This window comes from Myxococcales bacterium (assembly GCA_016712525.1).
Lineage (GTDB): Bacteria > Myxococcota_A > Polyangia > Polyangiales > Polyangiaceae > JAAFHV01.
In genome coordinates, this window is record JADJQX010000007.1 from 2,354,760 (window position 1) to 2,378,070 (window position 23,311).

General features: G+C 68.4%; 20 protein-coding genes. 9 read left to right on the forward strand and 11 right to left on the reverse strand.

All coding sequences use genetic code 11. The annotated features are described in order from the left end of the window. Positions 1 to 27: 27 nt before the first annotated feature. From IPK71_26965 to IPK71_26980, 4 genes are all read right to left on the reverse strand, one after another. Complete coding sequence (locus tag IPK71_26965) at positions 28 to 321, reverse strand: hypothetical protein (protein MBK8217384.1); 294 nt, start codon at positions 319 to 321, stop codon at positions 28 to 30. Positions 322 to 616: 295 nt separating this feature from the next. After that, positions 617 to 2,089 (reverse strand): hypothetical protein, encoded by a 1,473-nt coding sequence (locus IPK71_26970; GenBank protein ID MBK8217385.1) that lies wholly within the window; start codon positions 2,087 to 2,089, stop codon positions 617 to 619. A 14-nt stretch (positions 2,090 to 2,103) separates the two neighbouring features. Then, positions 2,104 to 5,910, reverse strand: coding sequence for a tetratricopeptide repeat protein (locus IPK71_26975; protein ID MBK8217386.1), 3,807 nt, complete (start codon positions 5,908 to 5,910; stop codon positions 2,104 to 2,106). A gap of 5 nt (positions 5,911 to 5,915) precedes the next feature. Further along, entirely contained in the window at positions 5,916 to 7,682 is a 1,767-nt protein-coding gene (locus tag IPK71_26980) for a hypothetical protein (protein ID MBK8217387.1), read from the reverse strand. 534 nt (positions 7,683 to 8,216) lie between these two features. Between IPK71_26980 and IPK71_26985 the strand changes: the two genes are divergently transcribed. Then, positions 8,217 to 8,867 (forward strand): hypothetical protein, encoded by a 651-nt coding sequence (locus IPK71_26985; GenBank protein ID MBK8217388.1) that lies wholly within the window; start codon positions 8,217 to 8,219, stop codon positions 8,865 to 8,867. Continuing rightward, positions 8,864 to 9,247: a YraN family protein gene (locus IPK71_26990; protein MBK8217389.1), complete on the forward strand. Its 384-nt coding sequence runs from the start codon at positions 8,864 to 8,866 to the stop codon at positions 9,245 to 9,247. Before IPK71_26985 ends, IPK71_26990 begins: the two co-directional genes overlap by 4 nt. An 8-nt stretch (positions 9,248 to 9,255) precedes the next feature. Here IPK71_26990 and IPK71_26995 read toward each other — a convergent pair whose 3' ends face one another. Further along, on the reverse strand, positions 9,256 to 9,963 hold the full coding sequence (locus IPK71_26995) for a hypothetical protein (GenBank protein MBK8217390.1): 708 nt from the start codon (positions 9,961 to 9,963) through the stop codon (positions 9,256 to 9,258). A gap of 168 nt (positions 9,964 to 10,131) precedes the next feature. On the opposite strand from IPK71_26995, the gene IPK71_27000 reads away from it, so the two are divergent. Both IPK71_27000 and IPK71_27005 read left to right on the forward strand, forming a co-directional pair. Beyond that, the gene (locus IPK71_27000; GenBank protein ID MBK8217391.1) at positions 10,132 to 10,440 is read left to right on the forward strand and encodes a hypothetical protein; all 309 of its coding nucleotides are present in this window, start codon (positions 10,132 to 10,134) and stop codon (positions 10,438 to 10,440) included. A 114-nt stretch (positions 10,441 to 10,554) separates the two neighbouring features. Continuing rightward, a complete protein-coding gene (locus IPK71_27005; protein ID MBK8217392.1) occupies positions 10,555 to 11,871 on the forward strand; it encodes a hypothetical protein in 1,317 nt (438 codons plus the stop codon). A gap of 62 nt (positions 11,872 to 11,933) precedes the next feature. Here IPK71_27005 and IPK71_27010 read toward each other — a convergent pair whose 3' ends face one another. From IPK71_27010 to IPK71_27020, 3 genes are all read right to left on the reverse strand, one after another. After that, complete coding sequence (locus IPK71_27010; GenBank protein ID MBK8217393.1) at positions 11,934 to 12,506, reverse strand: metallophosphoesterase family protein; 573 nt, start codon at positions 12,504 to 12,506, stop codon at positions 11,934 to 11,936. A gap of 8 nt (positions 12,507 to 12,514) precedes the next feature. Next, positions 12,515 to 13,096, reverse strand: coding sequence for a hypothetical protein (locus IPK71_27015; protein ID MBK8217394.1), 582 nt, complete (start codon positions 13,094 to 13,096; stop codon positions 12,515 to 12,517). 74 nt (positions 13,097 to 13,170) lie between these two features. Beyond that, positions 13,171 to 14,061, reverse strand: a complete 891-nt coding sequence (locus tag IPK71_27020) for a HEAT repeat domain-containing protein (protein ID MBK8217395.1) — start codon at positions 14,059 to 14,061, stop codon at positions 13,171 to 13,173. 251 nt (positions 14,062 to 14,312) lie between these two features. Between IPK71_27020 and IPK71_27025 the strand changes: the two genes are divergently transcribed. The 4 genes from IPK71_27025 (at position 14,313) to IPK71_27040 (ending at position 19,545) form a co-directional block, all read left to right on the forward strand. Next, on the forward strand, positions 14,313 to 16,106 hold the full coding sequence (locus tag IPK71_27025) for a hypothetical protein (protein MBK8217396.1): 1,794 nt from the start codon (positions 14,313 to 14,315) through the stop codon (positions 16,104 to 16,106). Between the two features lie 62 nt (positions 16,107 to 16,168). Further along, positions 16,169 to 17,464: a signal recognition particle-docking protein FtsY gene (gene ftsY / locus IPK71_27030; GenBank protein MBK8217397.1), complete on the forward strand. Its 1,296-nt coding sequence runs from the start codon at positions 16,169 to 16,171 to the stop codon at positions 17,462 to 17,464. A gap of 528 nt (positions 17,465 to 17,992) precedes the next feature. Then, complete coding sequence (locus tag IPK71_27035) at positions 17,993 to 18,691, forward strand: outer membrane beta-barrel domain-containing protein (protein ID MBK8217398.1); 699 nt, start codon at positions 17,993 to 17,995, stop codon at positions 18,689 to 18,691. 17 nt (positions 18,692 to 18,708) lie between these two features. After that, the gene (locus IPK71_27040; GenBank protein MBK8217399.1) at positions 18,709 to 19,545 is read left to right on the forward strand and encodes a hypothetical protein; all 837 of its coding nucleotides are present in this window, start codon (positions 18,709 to 18,711) and stop codon (positions 19,543 to 19,545) included. Between the two features lie 122 nt (positions 19,546 to 19,667). Here the strand turns inward: IPK71_27040 and IPK71_27045 are convergent, their stop codons facing one another. Together IPK71_27045 and IPK71_27050 are read right to left on the reverse strand one after the other, a co-directional pair. Beyond that, the gene (locus IPK71_27045; GenBank protein ID MBK8217400.1) at positions 19,668 to 20,579 is read right to left on the reverse strand and encodes a trypsin-like serine protease; all 912 of its coding nucleotides are present in this window, start codon (positions 20,577 to 20,579) and stop codon (positions 19,668 to 19,670) included. Between the two features lie 236 nt (positions 20,580 to 20,815). Continuing rightward, entirely contained in the window at positions 20,816 to 21,802 is a 987-nt protein-coding gene (locus IPK71_27050) for a YihY/virulence factor BrkB family protein (GenBank protein MBK8217401.1), read from the reverse strand. 116 nt (positions 21,803 to 21,918) lie between these two features. Between IPK71_27050 and IPK71_27055 the strand changes: the two genes are divergently transcribed. Then, complete coding sequence (locus tag IPK71_27055) at positions 21,919 to 22,560, forward strand: DUF3105 domain-containing protein (GenBank protein ID MBK8217402.1); 642 nt, start codon at positions 21,919 to 21,921, stop codon at positions 22,558 to 22,560. Positions 22,561 to 22,600: 40 nt separating this feature from the next. Here IPK71_27055 and IPK71_27060 read toward each other — a convergent pair whose 3' ends face one another. After that, entirely contained in the window at positions 22,601 to 23,260 is a 660-nt protein-coding gene (locus IPK71_27060; protein ID MBK8217403.1) for a hypothetical protein, read from the reverse strand. Positions 23,261 to 23,311 lie beyond the last annotated feature (51 nt).

The window sequence follows — 23,311 nt, forward strand, 5'->3', positions numbered from 1 at the left end:
GAAACGACTATGGCGAATTTTCGTCCGTCAGAGGTTCTCGACGGACTTCAACATCTCGGGCACGAACGACGTTCGCGGGCGGATGAGCGTGGTACGCACCGGGCCGGGACGAACGCGAATCGTCGCGTCGTTCGGACCGAAGCCACCCGCGCTCAGCGGGTCGTCGGAGAACTCGTACCCGTACCCGTCACCGCCGCCTTTGGCTGCCGGCGCACCACCAGCCGCAGGAGCCGCACCAGCCGCCGGCTGCTGCGCGAGCGCCGTCGAGCTGACGAGCAGGATACCCAGACCCAAAATCCCCACGAAGAGACGCTTCGCCATGATCGTTCTCCTTCCGACTCTTCCGTCGCACCGTTTACCAATCCTTCGGAGCTTCCGCCCGGGAAATATACGTCCGAGGGACGATTTTCCTTGGCTTTTCGAAGGCTTGGTAAAATTCCAGCCTACCCGCAACCTGCCGGGCCATTCACTACCGTATGATGATTGTGCCCCGAGGGGCCCGTTTCCGGGCCCTCCAGGGCACGCAGCGAGCGTCTCGGGGCTCTAGACAGCCCCCCTCCCCCAAGGTTCCCACGAGAGCGTTTTTTTCTCTCGTGGAGCCCAAGGAGGCCGACGCTCACTTCTTTTCGGCCGGTTTCTCGCCCTCGGCGGGGGCATCGGACGAGGGAGCCGGCCCGCCGGGCGCGCCCTGGGCCTTCTGCTCGTTCGCGTCGAGGTCGAGGAATTGGATGGTGTCCGCGATGTCCTGCATGCGCTCCTTCGAGCGCTTCACGGCACCGTCGTACTCGTTCTTCCCCTGGGCCTTGTCGATGAAGGTCTGGAAGATGCCCTTCGCCTGGTTCAGCGCGGCCTTCGTGGCGTCTTTCCCGGCGCCCGCCTTGGCCTTGAACTCCTGCACGAGGATGCCCTCGTTGTAGAAGGCGTCCGGTCGGTTCGGGTCGAGCTTCTTGCACGCGTCGAGCTCGGCTTGGACGGCCGCGACCTCCTGCTCGTAGTTCGCGTCGGTGGCCTGGATCGGGCCGCGGAGCGCGAGCGCGAGGCCGAGGTGCGCGTCGTAGTCGTTCGGGCGCATCTCGAGGGCCTTCTTGTACGCGCCGGCCGCCTGCTCGAACCCGCGGAACGAGAGGTTGACCGCCGCGTAGTTCATCTGCGCCTCGAAGAACTTCGGGTCGAGCTTCGCGGCCGTCGAGAACGCCGCCACCGCGCCGTTCACCTGGCCGAGCTCGTTCTGGATGAGGCCAGCCGTGTTGTGAATCGGCGCGTAGGCCGCGTTCTTGCGGATGGCTTGCGAGCACACGAGGGCCGCGAGCTCGAGCTGCTGCACGTCGGCGCGCTTGGCGATCGCGGCGTTCGTCGCCATCTGGCGCCCCTTCGAGCCCTTCTGGGACGACTTGATCGCACCCGCGCGCTTCTTCGCCTGCTGGAAGTAGTAGAGCGCGAGCTGATTGAAGGCCGGCATGTACGCGTCGTCGATGGCGAGCGCGCGCTGCAGGTTCTTCTTGGCGCAGTCCATGTCGTCGGCGCAGCCCTGTCCGCCGGTGGCGGAGTCGCGCTGCATCTGGAACATGGCCAGGTTGACGAGCGCGGGGACGTTCTGGAACTTCGCGTCGAGAACGGCTTGCTGCAACGTCGAGATCGCCGCGTCCTCGTTGCTGTTGCCCTTGTAGTCGTAGAGGGCGAGCTGGACCTTCGCGTAGTGGAAGTTCGCGTCGTCGGCGAGCGCCTTCGTGAAGCGAGCGCGCGCCTCCTTGTCGTTGCCGCACCGCTGCAGGGCGAGCCCCGCGTTGTAGGTGGCCTCGGGGAACTTCTTGCTCTTCTGCTCGGCCGCGGCCTCCTCGAAGCGCTGAGCGACCTCTTTGCAGGCCGCGTCGTTCCAGTCGGCCGCCTTGTCGTGCGCGACCATCGACTCGACGGCGGCGTTGAACTTCGCCTGCGCCGTGTCGCTGACGGTCTCACCCGTCGAAGTGGTGGGCTTGCCCGGAACCTTGGGCTCCTTCTTCCCGCCCGTGTTGACCTCGACCCCTCCCCCGCCGCACGCGAGGGAGAGCATCATGAGGCCCGCCGAGAGAATGCCAATCTTGGATTTCATCACGACGCTCCTTCTCACTTCTTCTTGCCGGCGGGGGCGGGCTTCTTGGTGTCTCCGGGCTTCGCAGCGGGCTGCTCGGCGCCGGCCTTCTCCGTCGGGGCCGCGCTCGGCGGGCGCCAAGCCTGGCCACCCACGAGGATGGGCGGGTTCTTCTCGTCGAGGCCGCTGTTCGAGAGCGTGGGCGCGCCACGGAGCTCGTCGACGACGTGGTACTCGGCCTTGTAGTTCTTCGCGAGCCAGACCTCGCAGTCACGCGAGTAGTTGTCGAAGTACTGGTACTTCACCGAGAGATCGAGGCACTTCTTGAGCGCCGGCTTCGCGTTGCCCACCTTGAAGGGCTCGCTCGCCGCGTCGAGGGCGTCGTAGTACGTGCCGCGGATCTCGGGATCCGTCTTCCAGGCCTTGGGGATCGGCGCACGACGGAAGTCGTCGACGAAGTTGCCCCACATGAGACCCGAGCGCGAACCGGCGGCGATGACCCACTTCGGCGGCGGCACGGGCTTGAGGTCGAGGATCTTGACGTAAGCCGGCTCGACCTTGGTGATCGACTCCTTCTTCTTCGTGTACCACTCCTTGACCTTGGTCTGGATGTGCTTGACGACGTCTTCCTTCGTGCCGGAGCCCTTGTACTCGGGGAACCGGACGGGCTCGACGACCGCGATGCGCTCGTCCTCGGCGGCCATGAAGAAGGCCTCACCGACGGCGTTGAGCGCCTTGGCCAGGCGCTTGTCCTGCTGGGCCGCGTCCTCGCTGCCGTAGGCGGCGCGGATCTTGGCTTCGGCGTCGGCGGGGTTCGACCAGAGCGAGCGGACCTTGCCGTACTCGGTCTTCGAGAGCTTGCCGCCGTTCTTGAGGTGCGCATAGGTGCGCGCGAGCGCGCCGTGCGCCTGGACCTGGATGTCCGGAGCGGCCTTGTCGATGACGCCCATGGACCCCTGGAGCGAGGCGCGAGCCTTCTCCCAGGCCATGCACTCTTCGGCGTTGATGCACTCGCCGGCCTTGGCGCCGGGGCGCAGGCCTTCGGCCTTCTCGACGTAGTGAGCGCCGATCGCGAACGCGATGGCCGCGGTCTGCGCGGGCTTGGAGGCGCCGTAGTTCTTCTGGAACTTGCGGGCGTCCTCGATGGCCTTGTCCTCTTGGCCGAGACCGAGGCGGAGGAGCACCGCGTCGGCGAGGGCCGTGTCGGCCTTCTCCGCGCGCGGGTCCGCGTCGACGAACTTCTCGAACCAGTCGGCCGCGAGCTCGTACACCGCGATCGCCTGGTAGTTGCCGCCGATCTCGTACGTGGCCTTCTTGGCCAGGGGCGACTTGCCGTTGGTCTTCGCGTCGAACGCGAGGAGCGACTGACGCGCCGCGATCGCCTTGGCGATCAGGCGTGCCGCCTGGAACGAACGAGCCGCGTTGTACGCGATCTCGTCGCAGCGATCCGCCTGGGGCTGCTGCCCGGCCTGGACGGGCTCCTGGCAGTACTTGCGGAACATCTCGAAGTACGTGTTGCCCGCGGTCTCGTACTGCTGGAGCGCGCCGGCGCCGCCGTTCTTGTCGGCGATCTCGACGAGCTTCTGCGCCTTGAGGCGGAGGATGTCGACCTGAACCTTGTTGAGGTTCGTGCACTGCTCGGCGTTCTTCGCGGCCTTGTCGCCGGTGCAGTAGAGCTCGAGGAACTTCGGCACGTCGACCGCCATGTCGTCGTAGCAGGACGGGCGGGACGACTGCGTGCCGAGCACGTTGACGCTCTCGAGGTAGAGCTGCGCGGCGTAGATGCCCACGTCACGATCCGCGTTGTTCATCGCGATGTCGCGGAACGCCGTCGCGGCCTCTTCCCAGTGCTTCGCCTCGAAGTAGGTACGCGCGCGGGCGTACTTGACCTCGACGAGCTGCTCCTGGCCCGCGTTGTCGGTCGCCGGCGGCTTGATGTAGCAGATGTAGCGGTTGAACGCCTGCACCATGCCCTTCTGCTGCTCGGTGAACTCCTTCGGCTTGAGGGCGGCGGCTTCTTCTTCCTTCTTGCGCTTCTCCTCCTCGGACTTGTTCTTGCCCGGGAGCTGGCCGATGCCCTTGCGCGCCTCCGCCTTGGGGTGCGACGCGTCGTACATCTTCTGGTAGCAGAGCACCGAAGCGTACGCGGCCTCGGGGGCGTCTTTGCCCGTCGGGTCCTCGGCGACGACCGAGTCGAACGCCGGGCCGCACTCGGCCCACTTCTCCTGATAGTAGAGGAGATCCGCCATGTTGTACTTGATCTTGTACAACGTGGGCCAGTCGTCCTTCACGATGCGGGGGAAGGTGAACGTCGAGAACTGCTTCGCGTCGAAGGTGTCGACGACGCGCTTGTAGAGGTACGCCGCGAGCGACAAGGTCTTCGGGTCGTTCGTGCCGCGCTGCCCGCCGGAGCCCGCCGCCTCGAGGTGCCAGGCCATCGCCGTCTCGGCGACGATCTGCGCGGTGTGGTTCGCGCACTCCTGCTTCGCCTCGGCGCTGTGCCCACCGGAGGCGAAGTCTTTGTAGAGCTTCACCTGCTGGTCGACCTCGTTCTTGATGGCCTCCTTGTTGGAGGACTTCATCGCCATGGTCGCTTCGGTGATGTGCGACTGGTACACGCAGGACTTGTCACCGCTCTTGTCGCGGTTCATGAGGTCCTTGTAGAGCGCGATACCCTCGGGATAGTGGCCGGTGTCCAGGTAGTTGTTACCCAGATCGTCCATCATCTTGAACGTCTTCTCGTTACCGTCGGTGTCACCCGAGATGTTGTGGAAGAAGTTGTACGCCTGCGTCGGGTCGCCCTTGAGCGCGTAGACGGGGATGATGTCCTTGCGGGCGCTGTCGGCGAGCTTGCTCGCGCCCGGGAGCTGCGAGAAGTTCTTCCCGAAGTCGATGGTCTTCTTGAAGGCGTTCAGCGCCTTCTCGAACTCGCCCTTGTTCCACGCGACGTAGCCGAGCTTGTACCAGGCGTAGCCGAACACCTTGTTGCCCGGCGCCGGGTACTTGATGACGCTCTCGTACGCCTGGCCCGCGAGGTCCCACTTCGACGGGTCGCCCTGCGCCTCGTTGAAGAAGAGCTCGCCGAAGGCGAGGTACACGTTCGGGATGTACTTCGAGTTCGGGCGCTTGTCCTTCAGCTCGAGGTAGACCGTGCGGGCGGTTTTGTAGTCGTTCGCCTGTTCGTGCTCGTACGCGAGGTAGTAGAGGACCTCGTCGAGCTGCGCGTAGTCGGGGTAGTCGGTCTTGACGAGCGTGTAGTAACGGATCGCCTGGTTTCGCGCCGACTTCATGACCTGATCGGCCTGGTTCGCGAGCGCCTGCTTCTGGCCGGCCCCTTGCGGGTTCGCCTTCTTCAGGTTGTCGCGCTCCATCTCCGCGTTGGTCTTGTCGCGGAACGCGGCGGCCTCGAGCTCCACGTACGCCTCGGCGAGGCGACGCGCGAGGGTCACGCGGTCGGCGGCGTTGCGCGGCGTGTTCTGGAAGAGCCGCTCGATGCCCTGGATCTCGGTGAAGAGGAGGGCGCGCTGGCGCGCTTGGAGCTTGCTCTTGCGCTCGTCACGGGGGGCGTCGTTGACGACCGGGGACGGGGGCTTGTTGTCCTTCTTCTTCGGGTCGCCGATCGGGGCGACGCCGCGGAAGTTGGCTTGCGTCTGCTTGCCGTGGGCCGCGAACTCTTTCGGCCCCGCGACGGCGCAGGCGTTGAGCTCTTTCTTCGCCTTCTCTTCGATGCAGACGCCGCCGCTCGCCGAGGACGACGCGGCCCCATCGGCCGCAGCGACCGACGAGAGCGCCGTCGCCGACAGCACGAGCCCGAACGCGGGAATGATGGACTTGCGAATCATTGGGTTTACCTGCCGCACTTCGAGGTGATGGTCTGTCGGTAGAAGCCGAGCTCGTCACGCCAGTACTCGCCGTCGAACGGCCAAATGACGTGCTCGTCGTCCGCCTTCACGATGTTTCGCTCCGACTCCTTCGCGGTGACCTGGCTGCCCGCGATGGCTTGGTCGAGCTGGTTTCGTTTCGCCGACGTGATGTCGATGAGGATCTTCGCGCTGTCGCGGAGGTGCTCGTTGAGCTCGTCGAGGTTGCGCTGGTAGCGCTCCTTCGCGAGGGTGCCCGCGTTGCGCACGGCGATGTCGCGCGCGAGCTGGAGGGCGTCTTTCGTGTCGTTGCCGAGGGGCGAGTCGCGGAAGCTCCCGGGGGCCTTCTTGAAGCGGTTCGCCTCGTCGTCGAGGAGCTGGACGTACTGGAGGTGACGGAGGAGCTGACGGTCGGAGAGAGCGTTCTCCACGACGGTCTTGATGCGCGGCGGGAGGTCGGCCTTGCCGTCGCGCACGTCCTTGAGAAACTTGTAGAAGGCTTCTTCTTGGCCGTCGCCCTTGAATCGAGCGAGAACTTTGGCGAGCTCGTCGTAGAGGGGCTGGTACTTCGTCTGGAGCTTCGCGACGATGACCTCGGCGTCGTCGTACTGGCAGTTCGCGAAGTAGATGACCGAGCGCAAGACCTCGGCCTCGGGGTAGTACGAGTTCGGGAAGTAGGGCGCCTGCAGCGTGTGGATGTTCCCGAGGGCGTGCGCGTAGTCACCGGCCATGAAGTAGGCCCACGACTCCTCGAAGAGCGAGTCGAGCCAGTACTCGGAGCCGACGTCGACCTTGTTCCAGTACTTGACGGCGGCCGACAGCTTGGTCGAGTCGATCGTCGGCGAGCCCTGCTCGTCGAGGCGGACCGAGGCCGAGTAGTACGTGCGCGCCATCGAGAGGTACGCGAGGTCGCGCATACGGGCGTCGTCGTCCACGCCCTCGACGCCCTCGTCGATCGCGCCGACGATGCGCTGGAACGACTGGACCGCGGGCACCGACTTGCGGAGCTGCACGTTCGAGATGCCGCTGAAGAACTGCGCGCGGACGTAGTACTTCGACTCGCGCGAGACCTTCGTGAAGAGGCGGAGCGCATCTTCGTACTGACGGTTGCGGTACTTGTACCGGCCGAGCAGGTAGTTGAGCTGCCAGTACAGGTCGCGCTGGTTGTTGTTGTTGAACTTCTCGATCTGCGCGTCGTTGTACTTGCCCACGCGCTCGACGATGTCGGCCGGCTCGGGCAGGTCGGTCGCGAGCTTCGAGAGCCAGAGGAGCGTCTCGTTGAACTTGAGGTGGTTCGGCTTGTCGGCGATCTCGGAGAAGATGCCGTACGCGGCCTGGTAGAACTTCAGGCGGTAGAGCGCGATCGCGAGGTGGTACTGCGCGAGCTGCTTGTTGCCCTCGTCGTCCTGGGTCTCGCCCTTGTAGACGCGGTAGAGCCCGAGCGACGCGTCGAGCCACTTCTCGCTGTCGAACAGGCGCTTCGCCTGCGCCGCGGGCTCGGTCATCTGGCCGGCCGTGGGAGGGGGGCTGTTGTCGGCCGGCTTCGCCGCGGGTTGCGCCGGCTCGTCGAGCTCGATGTCGGCCCCGGCGGCCGCGCCGGCTCCGGGCTTGGCGGCTCCGCCCTTCGGCTTCGCGGTGGCCGCGGGCTTCTTGCCGCCGCCCTTCTGCGCGTACGAGGCGTGCGGCGAGACGAGAGCCAGCGAAAGCACGGGGACGGCGGTCAGAAGGAGTTTGCGCGCCAGGGATATACGCATGAGAGGGGTTCCTCGCGGGGTCCGGGGGCCGGTGTCACGAAATGGGGCTTGGCAAGCAGGCGGAAGTGGTCATGGGTGAGGTCGACGACGAACTTCCTGAGGAGAGTCGAAGCGTTGGCCCGCGTGCTCATCCGAGCCTCGAGGTGCCCCGCGCCAAAAAGCTGAACGAATTTAAGTGGATACTCTCTCCGAGGGCGGCATGGTAGAAAGGCTCTCTCGCGCTTGTCAAGGGGCAACGGCCCCGGAGCCCTCGGACGCCCCTCGTGGTCCTCGGCTTGGGTCGCGCCGGCCGAGGACGCGCGGCCGTGTGCCTCACGTTTTTCGAATGGGCCCTGCGCGCCGTCCCCAAGCCTCGGGTACTCCCTGTCGGTCCCTGGCGAAAGGGCTCGATCGTCCTTGACGAATTTTGGGCGAGGGAGGTACGGTCGCCGGCCTCTGGGCATACGCATGTCGTCGCGCGTTCGCCCTAGGCCCCGAAAGGGGCCAAGATCCCCGGAAATCGCCCACGATTCTCGAATTTGGAGAGCCCTCCGCATGACTCGCTCCCGCCTCCTCCTCACGGTCTTGCTCGTTGGTACGGGTTCCGTTTTCTTCGCGGGCACGGGTTGCTCGGCTTCGGGCGTCGGTGATCCCTGCATCCCGGAGCAGGAGTACAACGAGCAGTTCCTCGGCTTCAGCCAGAAGGAAGTGAACGTCGAGTCCAAGAGCTTCCAGTGCCAGACGCGCGTCTGCCTGGTGAATCACTTCCGCGGTCGCGTCTCCTGTCCCTACGGGCAGACGGCCGCCGGCGGTGGTCGCTCTTCGGACCCCTGCGTGCTCCCCGGCACGGTCGACGGCAAGGTGACCGGCGTGCCCGGCGCCCCCGAAGGCGCAGCCGTCGAGCCGCAGTGCTTGAACCGCAAAGCCGACGCGACCGTGTACTGCTCGTGCCGCTGCGCGAACTCGCAAGGCCAGACGGACGACGGCGCCAACTACTGCACCTGCCCCGACGGGTTCGCCTGCGAGCAGCTCGTCGACCCGACCGGCCAAGGCAACGAGGGCCTCACGGGCGGCTACTGCATCAAGCAGAACACCAAGTACGATCCGGGCGTCGACTGCCAGGGCGACTGCGACAAGGCCGGCGGCAGCCGCACGACCTGCGCGGGCGAGCCTGCCAAAGCCGCCGCGCCCGCCGCCTCCAAGTGAGGCGAAGGCCTGCCCTCGGGCGGGTCGCCGAAGAAGCCGCGTGCGACTACCTCGTCGCCCGCGGCTTCTCCATTTTGGCGCGCAACCTTCGGCTCGGGCCACTCGAGCTCGACATCGTTGCGCGGGACGGCACAGGCACGCTCGCGATCGTCGAAGTTCGTTCGCGAAAGAAGGGGGCGCTCGTCGGGGCGCTCGCCAGCGTCGGCCCCACCAAACGAGCGCGCCTCCTGTCCGCAGCGCGCAGGCTGCTCGTCGAGGCGCCGTTTTCGCTCGAGGGCATCACCCGCGTCCGCATCGACGTCGTCGTCGTGCACGTCGACGGCGCGAGCACCGCCGTCGAGCACTTTCGCGGGGCCATCACGGACGACCCCGAGCCCTGAAAATCGGGTCAGGCTTCGAGGGCGCGCTTCATCTCGTCGCGGACGTGACCGATCTTGGCGATGGCCTCTTCGCTCGCGCCCGACGCACGAGCGGCTTCGATCGCCGACTCGAGCTCGTCGACCTCGCGCTTCTGGCGCTCCTTGATCCGCTCGACCATCGTCGCGAAGGTCTCGAAGAAGTCTTGCAGTTCGTCGCCTTTGCGGAGCTTCCCATAGAAAGTGAGCTTCCCCTCGCCCACTTGGCGGAGCAGCATCTTCATCTTGTAGATCGGCCCGGCGACCTTGTGCGTGAAGTAGATACCGAGGAGGCCGATGAGCACCACCATGAGCCCGAGCGCGCCGACGAGGGCGCGCATCATGGTCCTCTGCTCGGCGACGAGGGCCTCTTGCTGGGCCTTCACCTTGTCGGCGGCCGACGAAGACTCCGCCCCGAAGGCCTTGGCGAGCTCCGGATCCGAGCCGTAGACCGGGTCCTTCGAGATTTGGAGCGACACGACCTCGCTCACCTTCTTGCTCTCTTCGACGACCTTCTGGCTCTCGGCCACGACCTTCTCGCTCGTCCGGAACAAGAAGACGCCGAGCGGCGCCGCGATGGCGACGGCGACGATCACGATGAAGCTCGTGTATTTGAGCTGGAAACGCGAGTCGACGATGTAGTTCTTGACGCTGCGCTTGTACTTGGGGCGCGGTGCGGCGGCGGCCTCGGCGTTGCTCATAGGAGCGTATGGTGCCCGGCCTGACCGACCTTGGCCAGTTTTCCCGAGGTGGCAGGCGCTGCCGGCTCTCGGGGAGCGTGTGTTTTGTCCTGGACGCCGGGCGAGGGCGAGGGTATCGCGCGGCCGACACGCCCTTCGCTCGGGCGCGCCACTCGAAGAGGACGCATCATGAAGCACCTATTGACGTTCTCGCTCGTCGTCACGGCCCTCGCGTTCGCGGCGCCGGGCGAGCGCTCGCTCCACGCCGAGGAGCCCTCGTCGACCTCGCGTCACGTCCACGGCATCATCACCACGGTCGACAAGGGTCAGATGACCATCGCGTCGATGCAGTCGGCGGTGAACGGCAAGCTCGACCCGAAGAAGACACGCGTCACGGTCAACGGGAAAGCGGCGACCATCGCCGATCTCAAGCTGACGGCGCACGCGCGCGGCGAGCTCGGCCTCGACGACGTCTGGTCGGTCGTCGAATCGCATTGACCGCCGCCCTGCTGGGCGCACTCACGCATCGCGTCATCCTCATTTGCTACCGCGCAGGTCGCGTCATGCGACATCCGAGCGGCATCGCGGACGGCTTTTGGTAACAATGGGGGCGTGTCGAACGCGCCTCTCCCGCCCTCGCTCCGCCTTCGTCCTCTGGCCTCGCTCGTCGTCACGCTCGCCGCAGGTGCGTCCTTCGCTGCGGCGTGCGCCGAGGGAGTCGAGAAGAAGGACTTCGGCGAAGACTTCTCCGACTCGGGGCGCAAGGACAGCGGGACGATCACCCCCGAGGACGGCGCCGCGCCCGAGCTCGACGGCGCGAGCCCCGGCGATTCGAGCGTGCCGCCCGTCGACTCGGAAGCGCCCGACACGTCGCTCCCCGACGGCGCCACGTGCACCGGCGTGTACGCGGTCCTCTCGGGCGACGACACGTCCGCGAAGGGCTCTCTCAAGACCGGTGCGTCGTGGGCCACGCAGAACCTTGCGGGAGACGCCGTGCTCTCCGGTCCCGCGATCGTGCCCTTCGGAGCGGGCTTCACGGCCGCCTTCCGCAGCACGGGAGACGCGCTCAAGATCGTGACGGCGCAAGGCGCGACCTTCGGGGCGGCGAGCCGCCTCGGGACGTCGAGCACCCGCGGAACCCCGACGCTCGCCGCGAGCGGCGCGGACATGCACCTCGTCTTCCAAGACACCGCGTACCAGTACATGCATACTGCATGGAGTGGCGCGGCGTTCGGCGCGGCCGCCGCGGTCGGCACCCCCACGAGCTTCGGGCCCGAGCCTCTGTCGGCGGCCCTCGTCGGCGCCGACCTGGTCGTGGCGTTCGGCGGCGACTCGCAGGGCGCCCTCTACGTGCAATCGCGCACGGGCGCCACGTGGGGCGCGGCCGCTGCCGTCGCGGGGACGAACGTGTGCGCGACGGCGGGCGGCGGTGGAGTCTCGCGGTGCGGAGGGGCTCCGGCTCTCCTCGCCACGGGGGGCGCGACGAACGATCTCCTCGCGGTGCACATCGATCGCACGACACGCCTCCTCACCCAGTCGACCCGGAACGCGACGACCAAGGTCACGACGGCGAACGGGCCCGTCGCCGCCGGCACGACGAGCGACGACGAGGTGTTCCTCGCGAAGGCCGGAGCGAACCGCGCCGTGCTCGTCTTCCGAGGTCAAAACGGGCTCGGGTACGCGAGCCTCGTCGACCTCTCGCAGAGCCCACCCACGTTCGCGGCCCCGACGCAGCTCTCGGCGTCGGCGCTCGCGTCCGTGCCACGTGTCACCTCGGGCGTATGCGGGGACGACGCCGCGGCGGTCTTCGTGACCACGGCAGGGCAGGTTCGGCTCGTCCACCTCCGTGGCACCACGTGGGGGAACGAGGAGGCCGTCGGCACCACGGGCGCGACCAACAAGGTGGCGGCCGTGGCCTCGCGCCCCTGAGCCGATCACGAGTCGTCGTCGGCCTCTCTCCTATCCCAGGCGCTCGCGGGAGCCCCGAGCGCTCAGATCGCGCGCGAAACCGCGGGCGGGGGCGCGAAGGGCTCTCCCGTCTCCACGTCGAGGTGGCTCACGCGGACGCCTTCTCGGCCGACGACGACGACCGCCATCACGATCGGTAGGCGAAACCGCCTCGGACCGACCGAGCCCGGGTTCAGCACGGTGAGCGCCCCTTCCCGCGCGACGAAGGGCACGTGCGAGTGACCGCACACGACGAGATCGGCGTCCTCGCGCGCCGCGAGCCGCTTCACGTCGGCGCGCAGCTTGGGCCCGTAGACGGCGACGTGTGTCATGAGCACGACGAGCTTGCCCTGGGCCCCCGCGAACGTGACGACGGCGACGTCGGGGAGGTACGCGGCGCCGGTGTCGATGTTGCCACGCACCGCCACGACACGCGGGGCCTGACGCTCGAGCGCCGTGAGCACCTCGAGGTCGCCGATGTCGCCGGCGTGGAGCACGAGATCGGGCGCGAGGGCCGCGAGGCGCTCGCCGAGGGAAGGATGTGGTCGCGAGTGGGTGTCCGCCACGACGGCGACGGTGAGCGGACGGTCCTCGGGGAGCGCCACCGTGTGACGCACGAACCGCTTCAAAGGCTGCCTACGTAAGCGATCGAGGGAGGGGCGCCCGATTCGGGGAAAAAAACGGTCACCGGCGCGGGCATGCCCACCTGCCCGGGTCGCTTCGCGACGAAATAGTCGACGCTCCGACCGCGCTCTCCGGTCGGGCCGAAGCCGATCGCCGTCGTGCTCGACGGGCGCACGCGCGTGACGACGACCGGGACGGCGTAGAGAGGCGCGGCGCCGAAGGCCTTCTTGAAGGAGAAGCGGCGTACGTCGTCGCTGAGGCCACCGCTCGGCCCGAGCATGCTCTTGTGCACGAACGGCAGCACGGCGCGGGCCGCGGCCTCTTCGTCGCGTTGGCCCTGGAGAGCCGACAGGAACGCGTCGAGGAGCCGCGTGGCCGACGGGTCGACGGCCGTAGGATCGACCGCTTGCCCCGGGGGAGACGCCACGCCGCCCGGCGGTGGCGCCCCGTACGGCCCCTGCCCTTGTGGGGGTGGTGGGCCGAGGGTCACGGTGCTCGGGCGCGGGGCGGGCGCCGAGCAGGCCATGAGGAGGCACGCCGACGCGGCGAGCGCGGCGATGGGGGAGGCGGACGTAGGGCGCATGGGCCATCGTCGCCCGGAGATCGCCCCGGGCGGAAGCCCCTTCCGTTCCGACGAGGTGCGGCCGACGCCGCGGCTCACATGGCGTGCGCGTTGTCGGCGAACTGCTTGGCTGCGGCCGAGGCCACCGCTTCGAGGAGCTGGTCCTCGGAGGAGCGGCTGCCGGGCGCGACGCCGGCCATGGTGGCCGACTTGGAGCTCGGGGCGATGAGCGACTTCGCCGGGTACGACGAGATGGCGATGTTCACCTTCACCCGGAGGTTTCCGCCGGAGTAGTCGGGCTTCTCGACCGAGATCGAGAGGTAGAACCCCTTCGCTTTTCGCTGGGAGATGGCCTTCTTCGCGGCGTCCGAGCTCTCCTTCATCGGGGCGAGCTGGATGTCGGAGTTGGCCTCGAGCTTGGCACGAACGGCCTTGAGGACCACCGCCTCGACCTCGGCCTGCGGGCGGTCGCCCGCGCTCGAGACCGACGACAACGCGACGTAGTACTTGGCGTTGGCGTGCTGGGGCGGCTCGTACGACCCTCCCCCGCCGCTCGATCCGCCACCCGACGCGGGAGCCGACGGGGCTGCTTCGAGCGCCTGGACGGCGCGTGACATTTGGAGCTTCGCCGCATCGGAGGACTCGACCCCGAGGCGCGACTTGAGGCAACCGACCGCCGAGGCGCGCCCGAGGCGCCGGAGCGCCGAGGCCGCCGCGATTCGAACGACCTCGGCCCCATCGGAGAGCTCTTTGCAGAGCGGGTCGACCGCGGCATCGTCGTTCGTGGCGCCGAGCTGGAGGACGGTGGCCGCACGGACGCGCGAGTCGGACGCGGCGGCGAGCTTGGGGAGAAGGTCTCCGACCCGGGGTGCGGTCTGTGCCATCGCCGGAGCGCCCGAGAGGACGACCGCGAAGAGCGCCGCGCCTGCGACGACGGAGGACCATCGCGTCGTGCGCGAACTACGCTGCCAAGCCCCGCTCACCATGGATGGTTTCACGCTACACCGAACGCTTTCCCCTGGACAGGGGCCAGAGCGGCAAAGATCGTAGGGTCACCATGCGCGTTCCTCCGAAGATCCCGGCGCGTCCCCGCGCTCACCCGGCCGCCGCAGGCGACGTCGGTGGCAAGGCTCGGGGGGGGCGACGCGTGCATCATGCGCAGCTCGATTGGACGGCCGACGGAGCACCTTGTTCAGTCGGCGCGCGAAGTGTCCGTGAACCCTCGGCATTTCTAGGCGTGAGTGTAGGGCGCGCGGCGCCATGGTCGGCGCTTGTAACCCTCGCCTTCGCCCTCGCCACGCCCTCGACCGCGTTCGGCGAGCCACTGTCGGTGCGTGGGCAGGGCGGCTTCGAGGCGCGTGCTACCCGCGACGAGGGCGCGCTCGTCCTCCAGGGGGCCCTCCGCGACGACGTCGGCGACGCGCTCGGACGCGAGGCGATCTCTCTTCGCATCGAGACCGGAGCCACGACCGGCGCCGCCGACGTCGACCTCTCGCTCGCCGACGCGAAGAGCTGTGGCCTCGGAGCGCTCACGGTGAGCGGACGTGGCCTCACCGTGCAGACCGATCCGGGCGGAAGGTTCTGCGTCCGTGTCACGCTGCCGAAGGAGCGCTTCGTCGCCAAGCTCGCGTGGAAGGGCGCCGGGTTCTTGGACGCCGCCGAGCTCTCGCTTCCGTTCGATCTCGGGCGGCGACCCCTCTACCTCGCGCTCGAGCCGAAGCCTCGCGTCGTCTCCCTCGATCGCACGCCGGCGCGCTTCTCGATGCTCGCGGAGAACCAAGAGAACGGCACCACCCAGGCCGCGTCGGGGATCGGCGTGTCGCTCCTTCTGGCGGGAGACGAGAAGACGGCGCTCGCCACGGCGACGACGGACGCGAGGGGACGCGCGACGTTCGACGTCGACACGAAGCGCTTCGGGGCACCTCGCGCCTCGGAGCTCGTGCTCGCCTTCGGAGGCGACAGCGACACGAGCCCCGCACGGCAGTCCTTCCCGATCGAGGTGCACGCGAGGGTGAGGCTCGCCACACGAGGCTTCGACGGGGACGGCAGCTTCGATCCGGAGGAGGGCATCCCGCTCGACGTCGAGGTCGACACGGTCGCGGGACCCGTGCCGGAGGGCGCGGTCGAAGCGCGGGTCGGGGACCGGGTCGTAGGCGCGGCGAACGTCGAGGCCGGTCACGCGCACCTCCTCGCGACGTTCGGCGGAGGGGGCAAGCGCGCCGAGCTTCGGCTGCGCTACCTGCCACGCTCGCCCTACTTCGAGCCCTCCCCCGAGACGCTCGTCGAGATCCCGCTCCGTGGACCGAGCCCCCTGTCGCGCGCGCCGTTCCTCCTCGCGGGTGCGGCCGTGGTCGCGTGGCTCGTGCTCGGGCGACGTCGCGCGGCCCCGGCGCGCGAGAATCGCGCGGCAAAAGAGTCGACTGGCGTGCCGACCGAACGGCCGTCGGTCGAGGTCGTGCGCGCGGCGTCCTCGGAGAGCCGGACGACGTACGAAGGGCGCGTCGAGGACGCTCACGACGGCGTCGGCCTCCCGAACGTTCGTGTGTGGGTCTCCCGCCGCTCGTTCCAAGCCGAAGAGACGCGCATCAGCGTCGTCACCGACGACGCCGGGAGGTTCACCTTCGAGCTCCGCGAGCGAGCCTCGGAGGACACGCTCTCCGCCGAGGGGCCCTTCCACGCCCGCCTCACCACGCGCCTGCCCGCAGCGGGTGAGCTCCGCGTCGCGCTCGTCACTCGGAAACGGAAGCTCCTCGAGCGCCTCGTCGCGTGGGCTCGCCGCATGGGCTCCCCCTACGACGCGCGACCCGAGCCCACGCCGGGCCACGTCCGGAGGGCCGCGAAGGACGGCCAAGTGGCGGGCTGGGCCGCCGCCGTCGAGCGGGCCGCGTTCGGCGGGGGAGACGTCGACGAGCGGGTCGAGCTCGAGGTGGACGCCCTCGCGCCGGAGCACGAGGGGGCTAGACCCCTCGCCGGGGGCCCACAAAACCCCGATCGGCGAGGAGAAGCGCCGCGGGCCCCGAAGCTCGGTTGACGTACAAGGTGCGGGGTTTCTATAAGGGGTGCCCGGCTTCGTCGTGAAGCCCAAGGAGCGCGATGGATAATCCTGTCGTAATCGCCGTCATCGTCCTGATCGTCGTCGCGATCGCCGCATTTTTCGCGCTCAACAAGAAGAAGGCGCCCGAGCTTCCCGCGCCCGAGGACGAGAAGCCCGAGCCCAAGAAGCCCGAGCCCAAGAAGGCCGAGCCCGCCGCGAAGAAGGCCGAGCCCGAGCCCACGCCCAAAAAGGCCGAGCCCAAGCCCGAGCCCGCGAAGGCCGAGCCGCCCAAGGCCCCCGAGGGAAAGCGCGAGCTCGCCCAGACCGCACTGGAGGCCCCGCAGGCGAAGGCCAAGGCCCGCGACGAGGACATCGCCATCGACGAGGCGCCGGCCGAAGAGGCCAAGGCGGTCGCCCCGCCCACGTCCAAGCGCGACGTCGAAGGCCTTCGAAAAGGCCTCACCGCATCACGCAAGGGCTTCATCGCCCGCCTCACGGCCCTCTTCACCGGCAAAAAAGAGATCGATCCCGCCATCCTCGAACAGATGGAAGAGGTCATGATCTCGAGCGACGTCGGCGTGAAGACCACGCAAGCGATCCTCGAGCGGCTCCGCGAGAAGCTCGAGCGAAAAGAGCTCGACGACGCCAGCGCCGTGTGGGGAGCGCTCCGCGCCGAGGCCCTCCGTATTCTCTCCGCGCCCGCGGAGAAACCGCCGGCAGGCCGCCCGCTCGTCCTCCTCATGGTCGGCGTGAACGGGGTCGGCAAGACGACCACGATCGGCAAGCTCGCGACCAAGTGGAACGCCGACGGGCGCAAGGTGATGCTCGCGGCGGGCGACACGTTCCGCGCCGCGGCCGTCCAGCAGCTCGAGGTCTGGGGCAAGCGCGTCGGCGCGGACGTCATCCGCGGCAAAGAGGGCGCCGACCCGGGCGCGGTCGCGTTCGACGCGACCACCAAGGCCAAGGAGGCCGGGGTCGACGTGCTCCTCGTCGACACGGCGGGACGCCTCCACACGAAGGCGCCGCTCATGGACGAGATCAAGAAGGTCCGAAAGACCATCGCGAAGGCCATGGACGGGGCCCCCCACGAGACGTTCCTGGTCCTCGACGCGACCACCGGCCAGAACGCCCTCACCCAGGCGCAGCTCTTCAAAGAGGCCGTCGATCTCACCGGCATCGTGCTCACCAAGCTCGATGGCACGGCGAAGGGTGGCATCGTGCTCGGCATCTGCGACGAGCTCAAGGTGCCGGTCCGGTACGTGGGCCTCGGAGAGCGCGCCGAGGACCTCCGCGAGTTCCACGCCGGCGACTTCGTCGAGGCGCTCTTCGGGCAAGAAGCCGAGGCCGACGCGTGATGAAAACCAGCCCCGAAATGGGTCTTCTCGAAGCTTGATGGATTATTCGTTGATTGGGCGAAATAGCGCATGGTATAGTCCCGCGCACTTTCGCTGTACGCCTGAATCCCCAATTGTTCTAACTAGTTACGCACCGTGAAGGGTAAAGCGGCAGAAGGGGTTGCGATGAAGCAGGCTGGGATTTCCCTGCCGACTTCCGGCGGTGCTAGCCACCGGGGTGGTCGAGGGCAGATGAAACGCAATCGCCGCGTGGCGGGTTGCCTTCTCGCGGTGGCGCTCTTTGCCACTCCACTCGTGGCGAATGCCCAAAAAGGCAAGAAGCCACCCGCACCTCCAGCTGCCGGCGCAGCTGCGGGCGCGGCCGCTCCGGCCGCTCCGGCCGGAACGGACACCATCGAGGTCGACGACCCGAACGCCCCCAAGGAGCCGAAACCGGCCGAGCCCGCGGCTCCGGCTGGAACGGACCCGGCGGCGGGCGGCGGCGGCATCTGTGAGATCGACCCGTCGGCCTGCCCCAAGCAGTCCGACATCAAGTCGCTCTCCGAGAAGAAGGTGAACGCCGAGGTGTACGCGGTCGAGCAGGAGTTCGCCCTCAAGAAGGGCCGCTTCGAGCTCAACCCGTACGGTGCGTTCACCCTCAACGATCAGTTCGTCAGCCACCCGGCGTTCGGCCTCACGGTGAACTACTGGCTCACGAACGTGCTCGCGATCGGCATCAACGGCAACCTCTTCGCCGGCCTGAACGTCGACTCGGACTTCAACTTCCAGAACCGTCGCGCGACCCGCGTCGCCGTGCCTCTCACCGAGTACCAGTGGAGCGCGGCGGCCCAGTTCACGTACGTGCCGATCTACGGCAAGTTCTCGGGCTTCAACGCGTTCATCTTCAACTACGACGTCTACGCCCTCGGCGGCGTCGGCGCGTTGTCGACCCGCCCGATCCCCGTCATCGACCCGGACAACCGCAAGTTCAGCTTCTCGCCCAAGATCGACTTCAACGTCGGCCTCGGTCTGCGAATCGCGTTCAACAAGTGGTTCGCCGCGACCCTCGAGCTCCGCGATCACATCTACATCGAGCAGCTCGAGAACATCAACGTTCCCCGCACCCAGGCCGAGCAGACGAACGAAGCGAACTGGCTCGGTGACAAGCCGCTCACGAACCACATCCAGGCCCAGCTCGGGGTGAGCGTGTTCTTGCCCTTCGGCTTCGAGTACCGGTTGCCCCGATGAGCGCGGAGAAGACTGTCATGAAGCGGCATAACTTCCGTAGCGCGGGTCGTCTCGTCGTCGCCGGTGTGCTGGCCCTCGGCCTCCTCGGCGCGTCTCGCTCGGCCCAGGCCGAAGAAATCCAGATCACGGGCCCGCTCGCAGGAGCACCGCCCGTCCGCAAGCTCCGCCTCCAGCGCGAGGGTCGCTTCGAGATCGCTCCGTCGTTCTCGTTCACCCTGCTCGACGAGTACCGGCGCACGATGGTGATCGGCGGCTCCGCCACCTACAACCCGCTCGACTGGCTCGGCGTCGGCGTGTGGGGTGGGTTCGGCGCCATCGCTCCCCTCACCTCCCTCAGCGACCAGGTCAACGAGGCCTCGCCGCGCAACACGCGCACGGCGGTCAACGTCGGTCGTGACTTCGGCGCCCAGGTGTCGAAGCTCACCTGGATGGTGGTCCCGCAGGTTCAGGTCGCGCCGTTCCGCGGCAAGCTCGCCATCCTCGGCAAGCTCTTCGTCGACACGGACCTCTACCTCCACCTCGGCCTCGGCTTCCACGGCCTCGACGAGCGCGCCGACTGCACCGGCGGCGCGTGCACGACCGCCGACAAGGCCATGGCCTCGCGCGTGGCGATCTCACCGAACTTCGGCCTCGGCTTCAAGTTCTACACGAGCAGCCTCGTGAACTTCGGCCTCGAGTACCGCGCGTTCCCGTTCTCGTGGAACCGCGCCGGTCTCGATCAGCGCGGCGGCGGCAACGACGGCAAGTTCCCGGACCAGAACGTGAACGCCGAAGACCAGACGTTCAAGTTCAACCAGATGATGTCGCTGTCCGTGGGCTTCGGCCTCCCCGCCAAGCCCAAGCTCAGCGAGTAGTCGACGCCTTCGGTGTCTCACGAGGCCCGCGCCCCTTCGAGGGTCGCGGGCCTTCGTGTTTCTCAGCGATTTCTCAAAGGTTCCGGGGCCTTACCCGGAGCTACACGCGAGCGCTGCCGCGGCTAGCGCTCCTCGTCCACGTCCCGTCGAGCGAGGTTCTCGGAGGCGACTCGCTGGGCGGTCACGAACGCCTGCGCGGCGAGGCGCGCGTAGGCATCGACCCGCGTGTAGACATGGTTCCCCGAGGCGGAGCAGCTCCCGCCCCGGGACACGACGCCGACGACCTCGCCCGTGGCCGCGTCGATCGCGGGGCCTCCCGAGTCGCCGCGGCAGGTGGCTTGGTCGACCTCGAACTCACGAGGCCCGAGGACGGCACCCGTTCGCGAGTTCGCCGCGGGGCCGATGGTGAGCACCGTGCTGTCGTTCCGAGCGACCTTGAGGCCCACGATGTTCGCGGGGCCACCGCCGAAGCCCACGGGGACCACACGGTCTCCGGGCTCGACGGGGCTATGCAGGCGCATCGGGAGGATCTTCGCGGGCACGGGCCTGTCGAGCACGAGGAACGCGACGTCGGCGTCGCAGAGGACCTGCCCCTTCGGATGAAGGGTGCGCTCGGCGCGGGCCACCGGCGCGTCCGACTCGGGCCGAACTTGCGAGCCGACGTAGACCGAGATGCGGCTCGGATCGACGTCGGCCGAGAGATGCACGCCGTTGTGCGATCGCCCGTCCGCGTCGCACGAAGGGGTGGCCGTGAGCGCGCGCGAGACGCAGTGACGCGCCGTCAGCACGAGGTTCGGAGCGACGAGCGCCCCGGAGCAGAGCGTGACGTGCTCGCCCGTGTCGTCGGCCGCGGTGGCCACGGCGACGACGCCACGCTGCGCATCGGTGAGGACGTACGCCGGCGCGGGCTCCTTGGCGCTCGCTCGACCACACCCTGCGGAGACCACCGACATTCCCGCGACCACCACCGAAACGAGCCTGAGCCCCGTTCCCCCGGAAGGACCCGACCGTGCCGACCCGAACTTCATCGACATGGGTTCTCTCGACTTTCCGAGCCATCCCGAGAGGGAGGGCCATTCTTAAGCAATACGTGCGTTCGGCCTCTTGGGAAGGGTCATTCACGCGAAAGATGCATACGAGATGCTTTCGCTTGCCCGGTTTTTTGCGTGCGCTATTGGGCCGCGCGCCACTCCGCAAAAGCATGCATCATGCACTCGTCGGAGCCGGGCGCGCGCGACCGCGCGGTGCTACACTTCGAGCCCGCACGCGGTCAGATGCGGGTGCCTTCGAGCTGCGCGTTGAGCTCGGCGCCGACGAGCAGCGCGAGGCTCGTGAGCCATAGCCACACGAGCACGACCGCGACGGCCGCGAGGCTGCCGTAGTAGAGCGTGTACTGCCCGAGGGAGCTCACGTACGCCCCGAAGGCCCACGAGATCACGAGCCAGAGCACGATGGCGAGCGTCGCGCCGGGCCACACCCTACGACGCACGCTGCTCGTCTCGACGGCGAACCGATAGAAGACCGCGACGCCCGACACGGCGAGCCCGAAGAAACACGAGAGCGCGAGCACGTGGTCGAACGAGAGGCGAACGCGCTCGCCGACGTCACGCGCGGCCTCGACCAACGACGAGCCCGCAGGCCCTTGGGACACGAGCGGAGCGCTCGGCGGAATGGCCGCCGCGACCGACTCGAGCCCCACCGACGCGAACGCGACGAAGGCCAAGGCCACGAGGCCCGCGAGCACGAACGTGATCGCGATCGCCCGCTTTTTCCAGTAGGGGCGGCGCTTCGGCACGGCGAGCGCGCGCTCGAACGCGTCCATCATGCCGTGCACGCCCGACGACGCGAGCCACATGAACCCGACGAGCGCGAGGGGCGCCGCGGAGAGATCCGTGGCGGCGAGGCGCTCGAGCTCCCTCTTGCCGATCGTGGCGAAGGCCTGCGGGGCCGCCGCGAAGGCCGCGTCGACGAGCACCTCGACGCCTCGCGAGCGCGCGATTTTCCCCACGATCCAGCCCACCACGACGAGCAGAGGGAAGAGGCTCAGGAAGAAGTGGAACGCCATCGCCGGAGCCGCCGAGAGCCCGTCGTGGTGGTAGAGCCCCTCGACGAGGCGCCGCAGCACACGCGCGAGGCGCGCCCACAGCGGGGCCGTAGCGTCGAGCGGCGGCGACAGCTTGGTCACCATGAGCGGAGCCTCCGAGCCGGGCTCCCTCGCCGCGACCTTCGCCCCTTCGCCTTCCGCCGACGCGCCCATTCGCCCGCACGGCTACCCCGAGCGTGCGGGCGCAGCAAGCGCGACCTCACCGGGGCCCAGGCTCGGGCCGCACCGGGCGGCTCCCGAGGGGCACGAATTTGTGTCACTCTCTCGGCGTGATGAAGCCCCTCGCCCTGTTTTTCTGCGCTCTCTTGCCCATGTCGGCGTTGGCCTCGTCGGCCTGCTCGGACGGCATGAGCGACGATCCTGCCCAAGGCTCGGGAGACGCCGCGGCCGGGCGCCCCCGCCTCGCGAAGCCGATCATCGTCGAGGCGGCGTGCCCGATCGTGATCGACTCGCCGCCGCTCCTCGACAGCCCTCACGTCGCGATCGACACCCCTGTCACCTACAACTCGAACCCGCCCGCGAGCGGGCCGCACTACCCCATTTGGGCGGCCTTCCAAGAGTTCGAGAAGCCCGTCGACCGGCGCTACACGGTGCACGACCTCGAGCACGGCGCCGTGGTGGTGTCCTACAACTGCCAGGCGAAGGGCGCGGGCGACTGCGCGGCGATCCTCGCGGGGCTGCGCGCAGCCATCGCCACGCTCCCGAACGATCCCCTCTGCGACGGCCAGGGCACGCGTGTTCGAGCCGTGCTCACGCCCGATCCGTTGCTCGACGTCCCCATCGCCGCCGCGGGCTGGGGCTTCACGTACCGCGCCGAGTGCCTCGACCCGAAGTCGCTCGGCGCGTTCCTCCGCGACAACTACGGGCTCGGCCCGGAGTCGACCTGCGCGAGCGGCCAGCCGATGCTCTGAGCCGCGCCGAGGCTCGGAGCGCGAGCGGCCACACCGAGCGTCAGAGCCCCTCGTGAGGGTTGTCGGGCCCGGGCGTGCTCGCCGACACGTCGACCCTCACGCCGGTCTCCGAAGGTGCCTCGGGCGTGGGCACGGAGGGCGCGGGCGCGGCCGATGCCGACGTCTGCGCCGCGACGGCCTCGCTCGCCTTCGCCTCGGCGGGTGGAGGGGCTTCGCTCGCCTTCGCCTCGGCCGGCGGAGGGGCTTCGCTCGCCTTCGCTTCGGCCGGCGGAGGGGCCTCGCTCGTCTTCGCTTCGGCGGGCGGCGCGTCGGCGCGGAGCTCTTCGTTGGTGATGTCCGGAGTGGAGCCGAGCACCTCGCGCTGGAGGGTCGTGGCGACGTTCTCGAAGGCGCGGCCCACCTCGCGCGCGCCCGACGCTACGACCCCCTCGATTTTCTCGGTCGGCACCATCGCCGCGGCCGACTTGGCCGCCGAGCCGACGGCCTTCGCCGACGTCACGACCGCGCTCTCGATGGCCGCGAGGGGCACCTTCTCGGACGCGTGCTTCGCGGCCTCGGACACCTTGTGCGCCGACGAGAGCACGACCTCCTCGATCTTCTGCGTGGGGACCGCATCGGCCGCGGCCTTCGCGCGCTTCAAGAGCGACCCGAGCCCCTCGGTCACCTCGGAGAGCATGTCCTTCTTCTTCCCGTCGCTCATGCCCCCATGATGGGTGTGCCCGTTCGCCATGTAAAGCGCATGGCCAAGCCC

What these genes read in the sequence shown, in the direction of transcription:
- IPK71_26965 (MBK8217384.1), bottom strand. Translation starts at nt 321, where the DNA reads ATGGCGAAGCGTCTCTTCGTGGGGATTTTGGGTCTGGGTATCCTGCTC.
- IPK71_26970 (MBK8217385.1), bottom strand. Translation starts at nt 2,089, where the DNA reads ATGAAATCCAAGATTGGCATTCTCTCGGCGGGCCTCATGATGCTCTCC.
- IPK71_26975 (MBK8217386.1), bottom strand. Translation starts at nt 5,910, where the DNA reads ATGATTCGCAAGTCCATCATTCCCGCGTTCGGGCTCGTGCTGTCGGCG.
- IPK71_26980 (MBK8217387.1), bottom strand. Translation starts at nt 7,682, where the DNA reads ATGCGTATATCCCTGGCGCGCAAACTCCTTCTGACCGCCGTCCCCGTG.
- IPK71_26985 (MBK8217388.1), top strand. Translation starts at nt 8,217, where the DNA reads ATGACTCGCTCCCGCCTCCTCCTCACGGTCTTGCTCGTTGGTACGGGT.
- IPK71_26995 (MBK8217390.1), bottom strand. Translation starts at nt 9,963, where the DNA reads ATGAGCAACGCCGAGGCCGCCGCCGCACCGCGCCCCAAGTACAAGCGC.
- IPK71_27000 (MBK8217391.1), top strand. Translation starts at nt 10,132, where the DNA reads ATGAAGCACCTATTGACGTTCTCGCTCGTCGTCACGGCCCTCGCGTTC.
- IPK71_27015 (MBK8217394.1), bottom strand. Translation starts at nt 13,096, where the DNA reads ATGCGCCCTACGTCCGCCTCCCCCATCGCCGCGCTCGCCGCGTCGGCG.
- IPK71_27020 (MBK8217395.1), bottom strand. Translation starts at nt 14,061, where the DNA reads ATGGTGAGCGGGGCTTGGCAGCGTAGTTCGCGCACGACGCGATGGTCC.
- ftsY (MBK8217397.1), top strand. Translation starts at nt 16,169, where the DNA reads ATGGATAATCCTGTCGTAATCGCCGTCATCGTCCTGATCGTCGTCGCG.
- IPK71_27040 (MBK8217399.1), top strand. Translation starts at nt 18,709, where the DNA reads ATGAAGCGGCATAACTTCCGTAGCGCGGGTCGTCTCGTCGTCGCCGGT.
- IPK71_27045 (MBK8217400.1), bottom strand. Translation starts at nt 20,579, where the DNA reads ATGTCGATGAAGTTCGGGTCGGCACGGTCGGGTCCTTCCGGGGGAACG.
- IPK71_27050 (MBK8217401.1), bottom strand. Translation starts at nt 21,802, where the DNA reads ATGGGCGCGTCGGCGGAAGGCGAAGGGGCGAAGGTCGCGGCGAGGGAG.
- IPK71_27060 (MBK8217403.1), bottom strand. Translation starts at nt 23,260, where the DNA reads ATGAGCGACGGGAAGAAGAAGGACATGCTCTCCGAGGTGACCGAGGGG.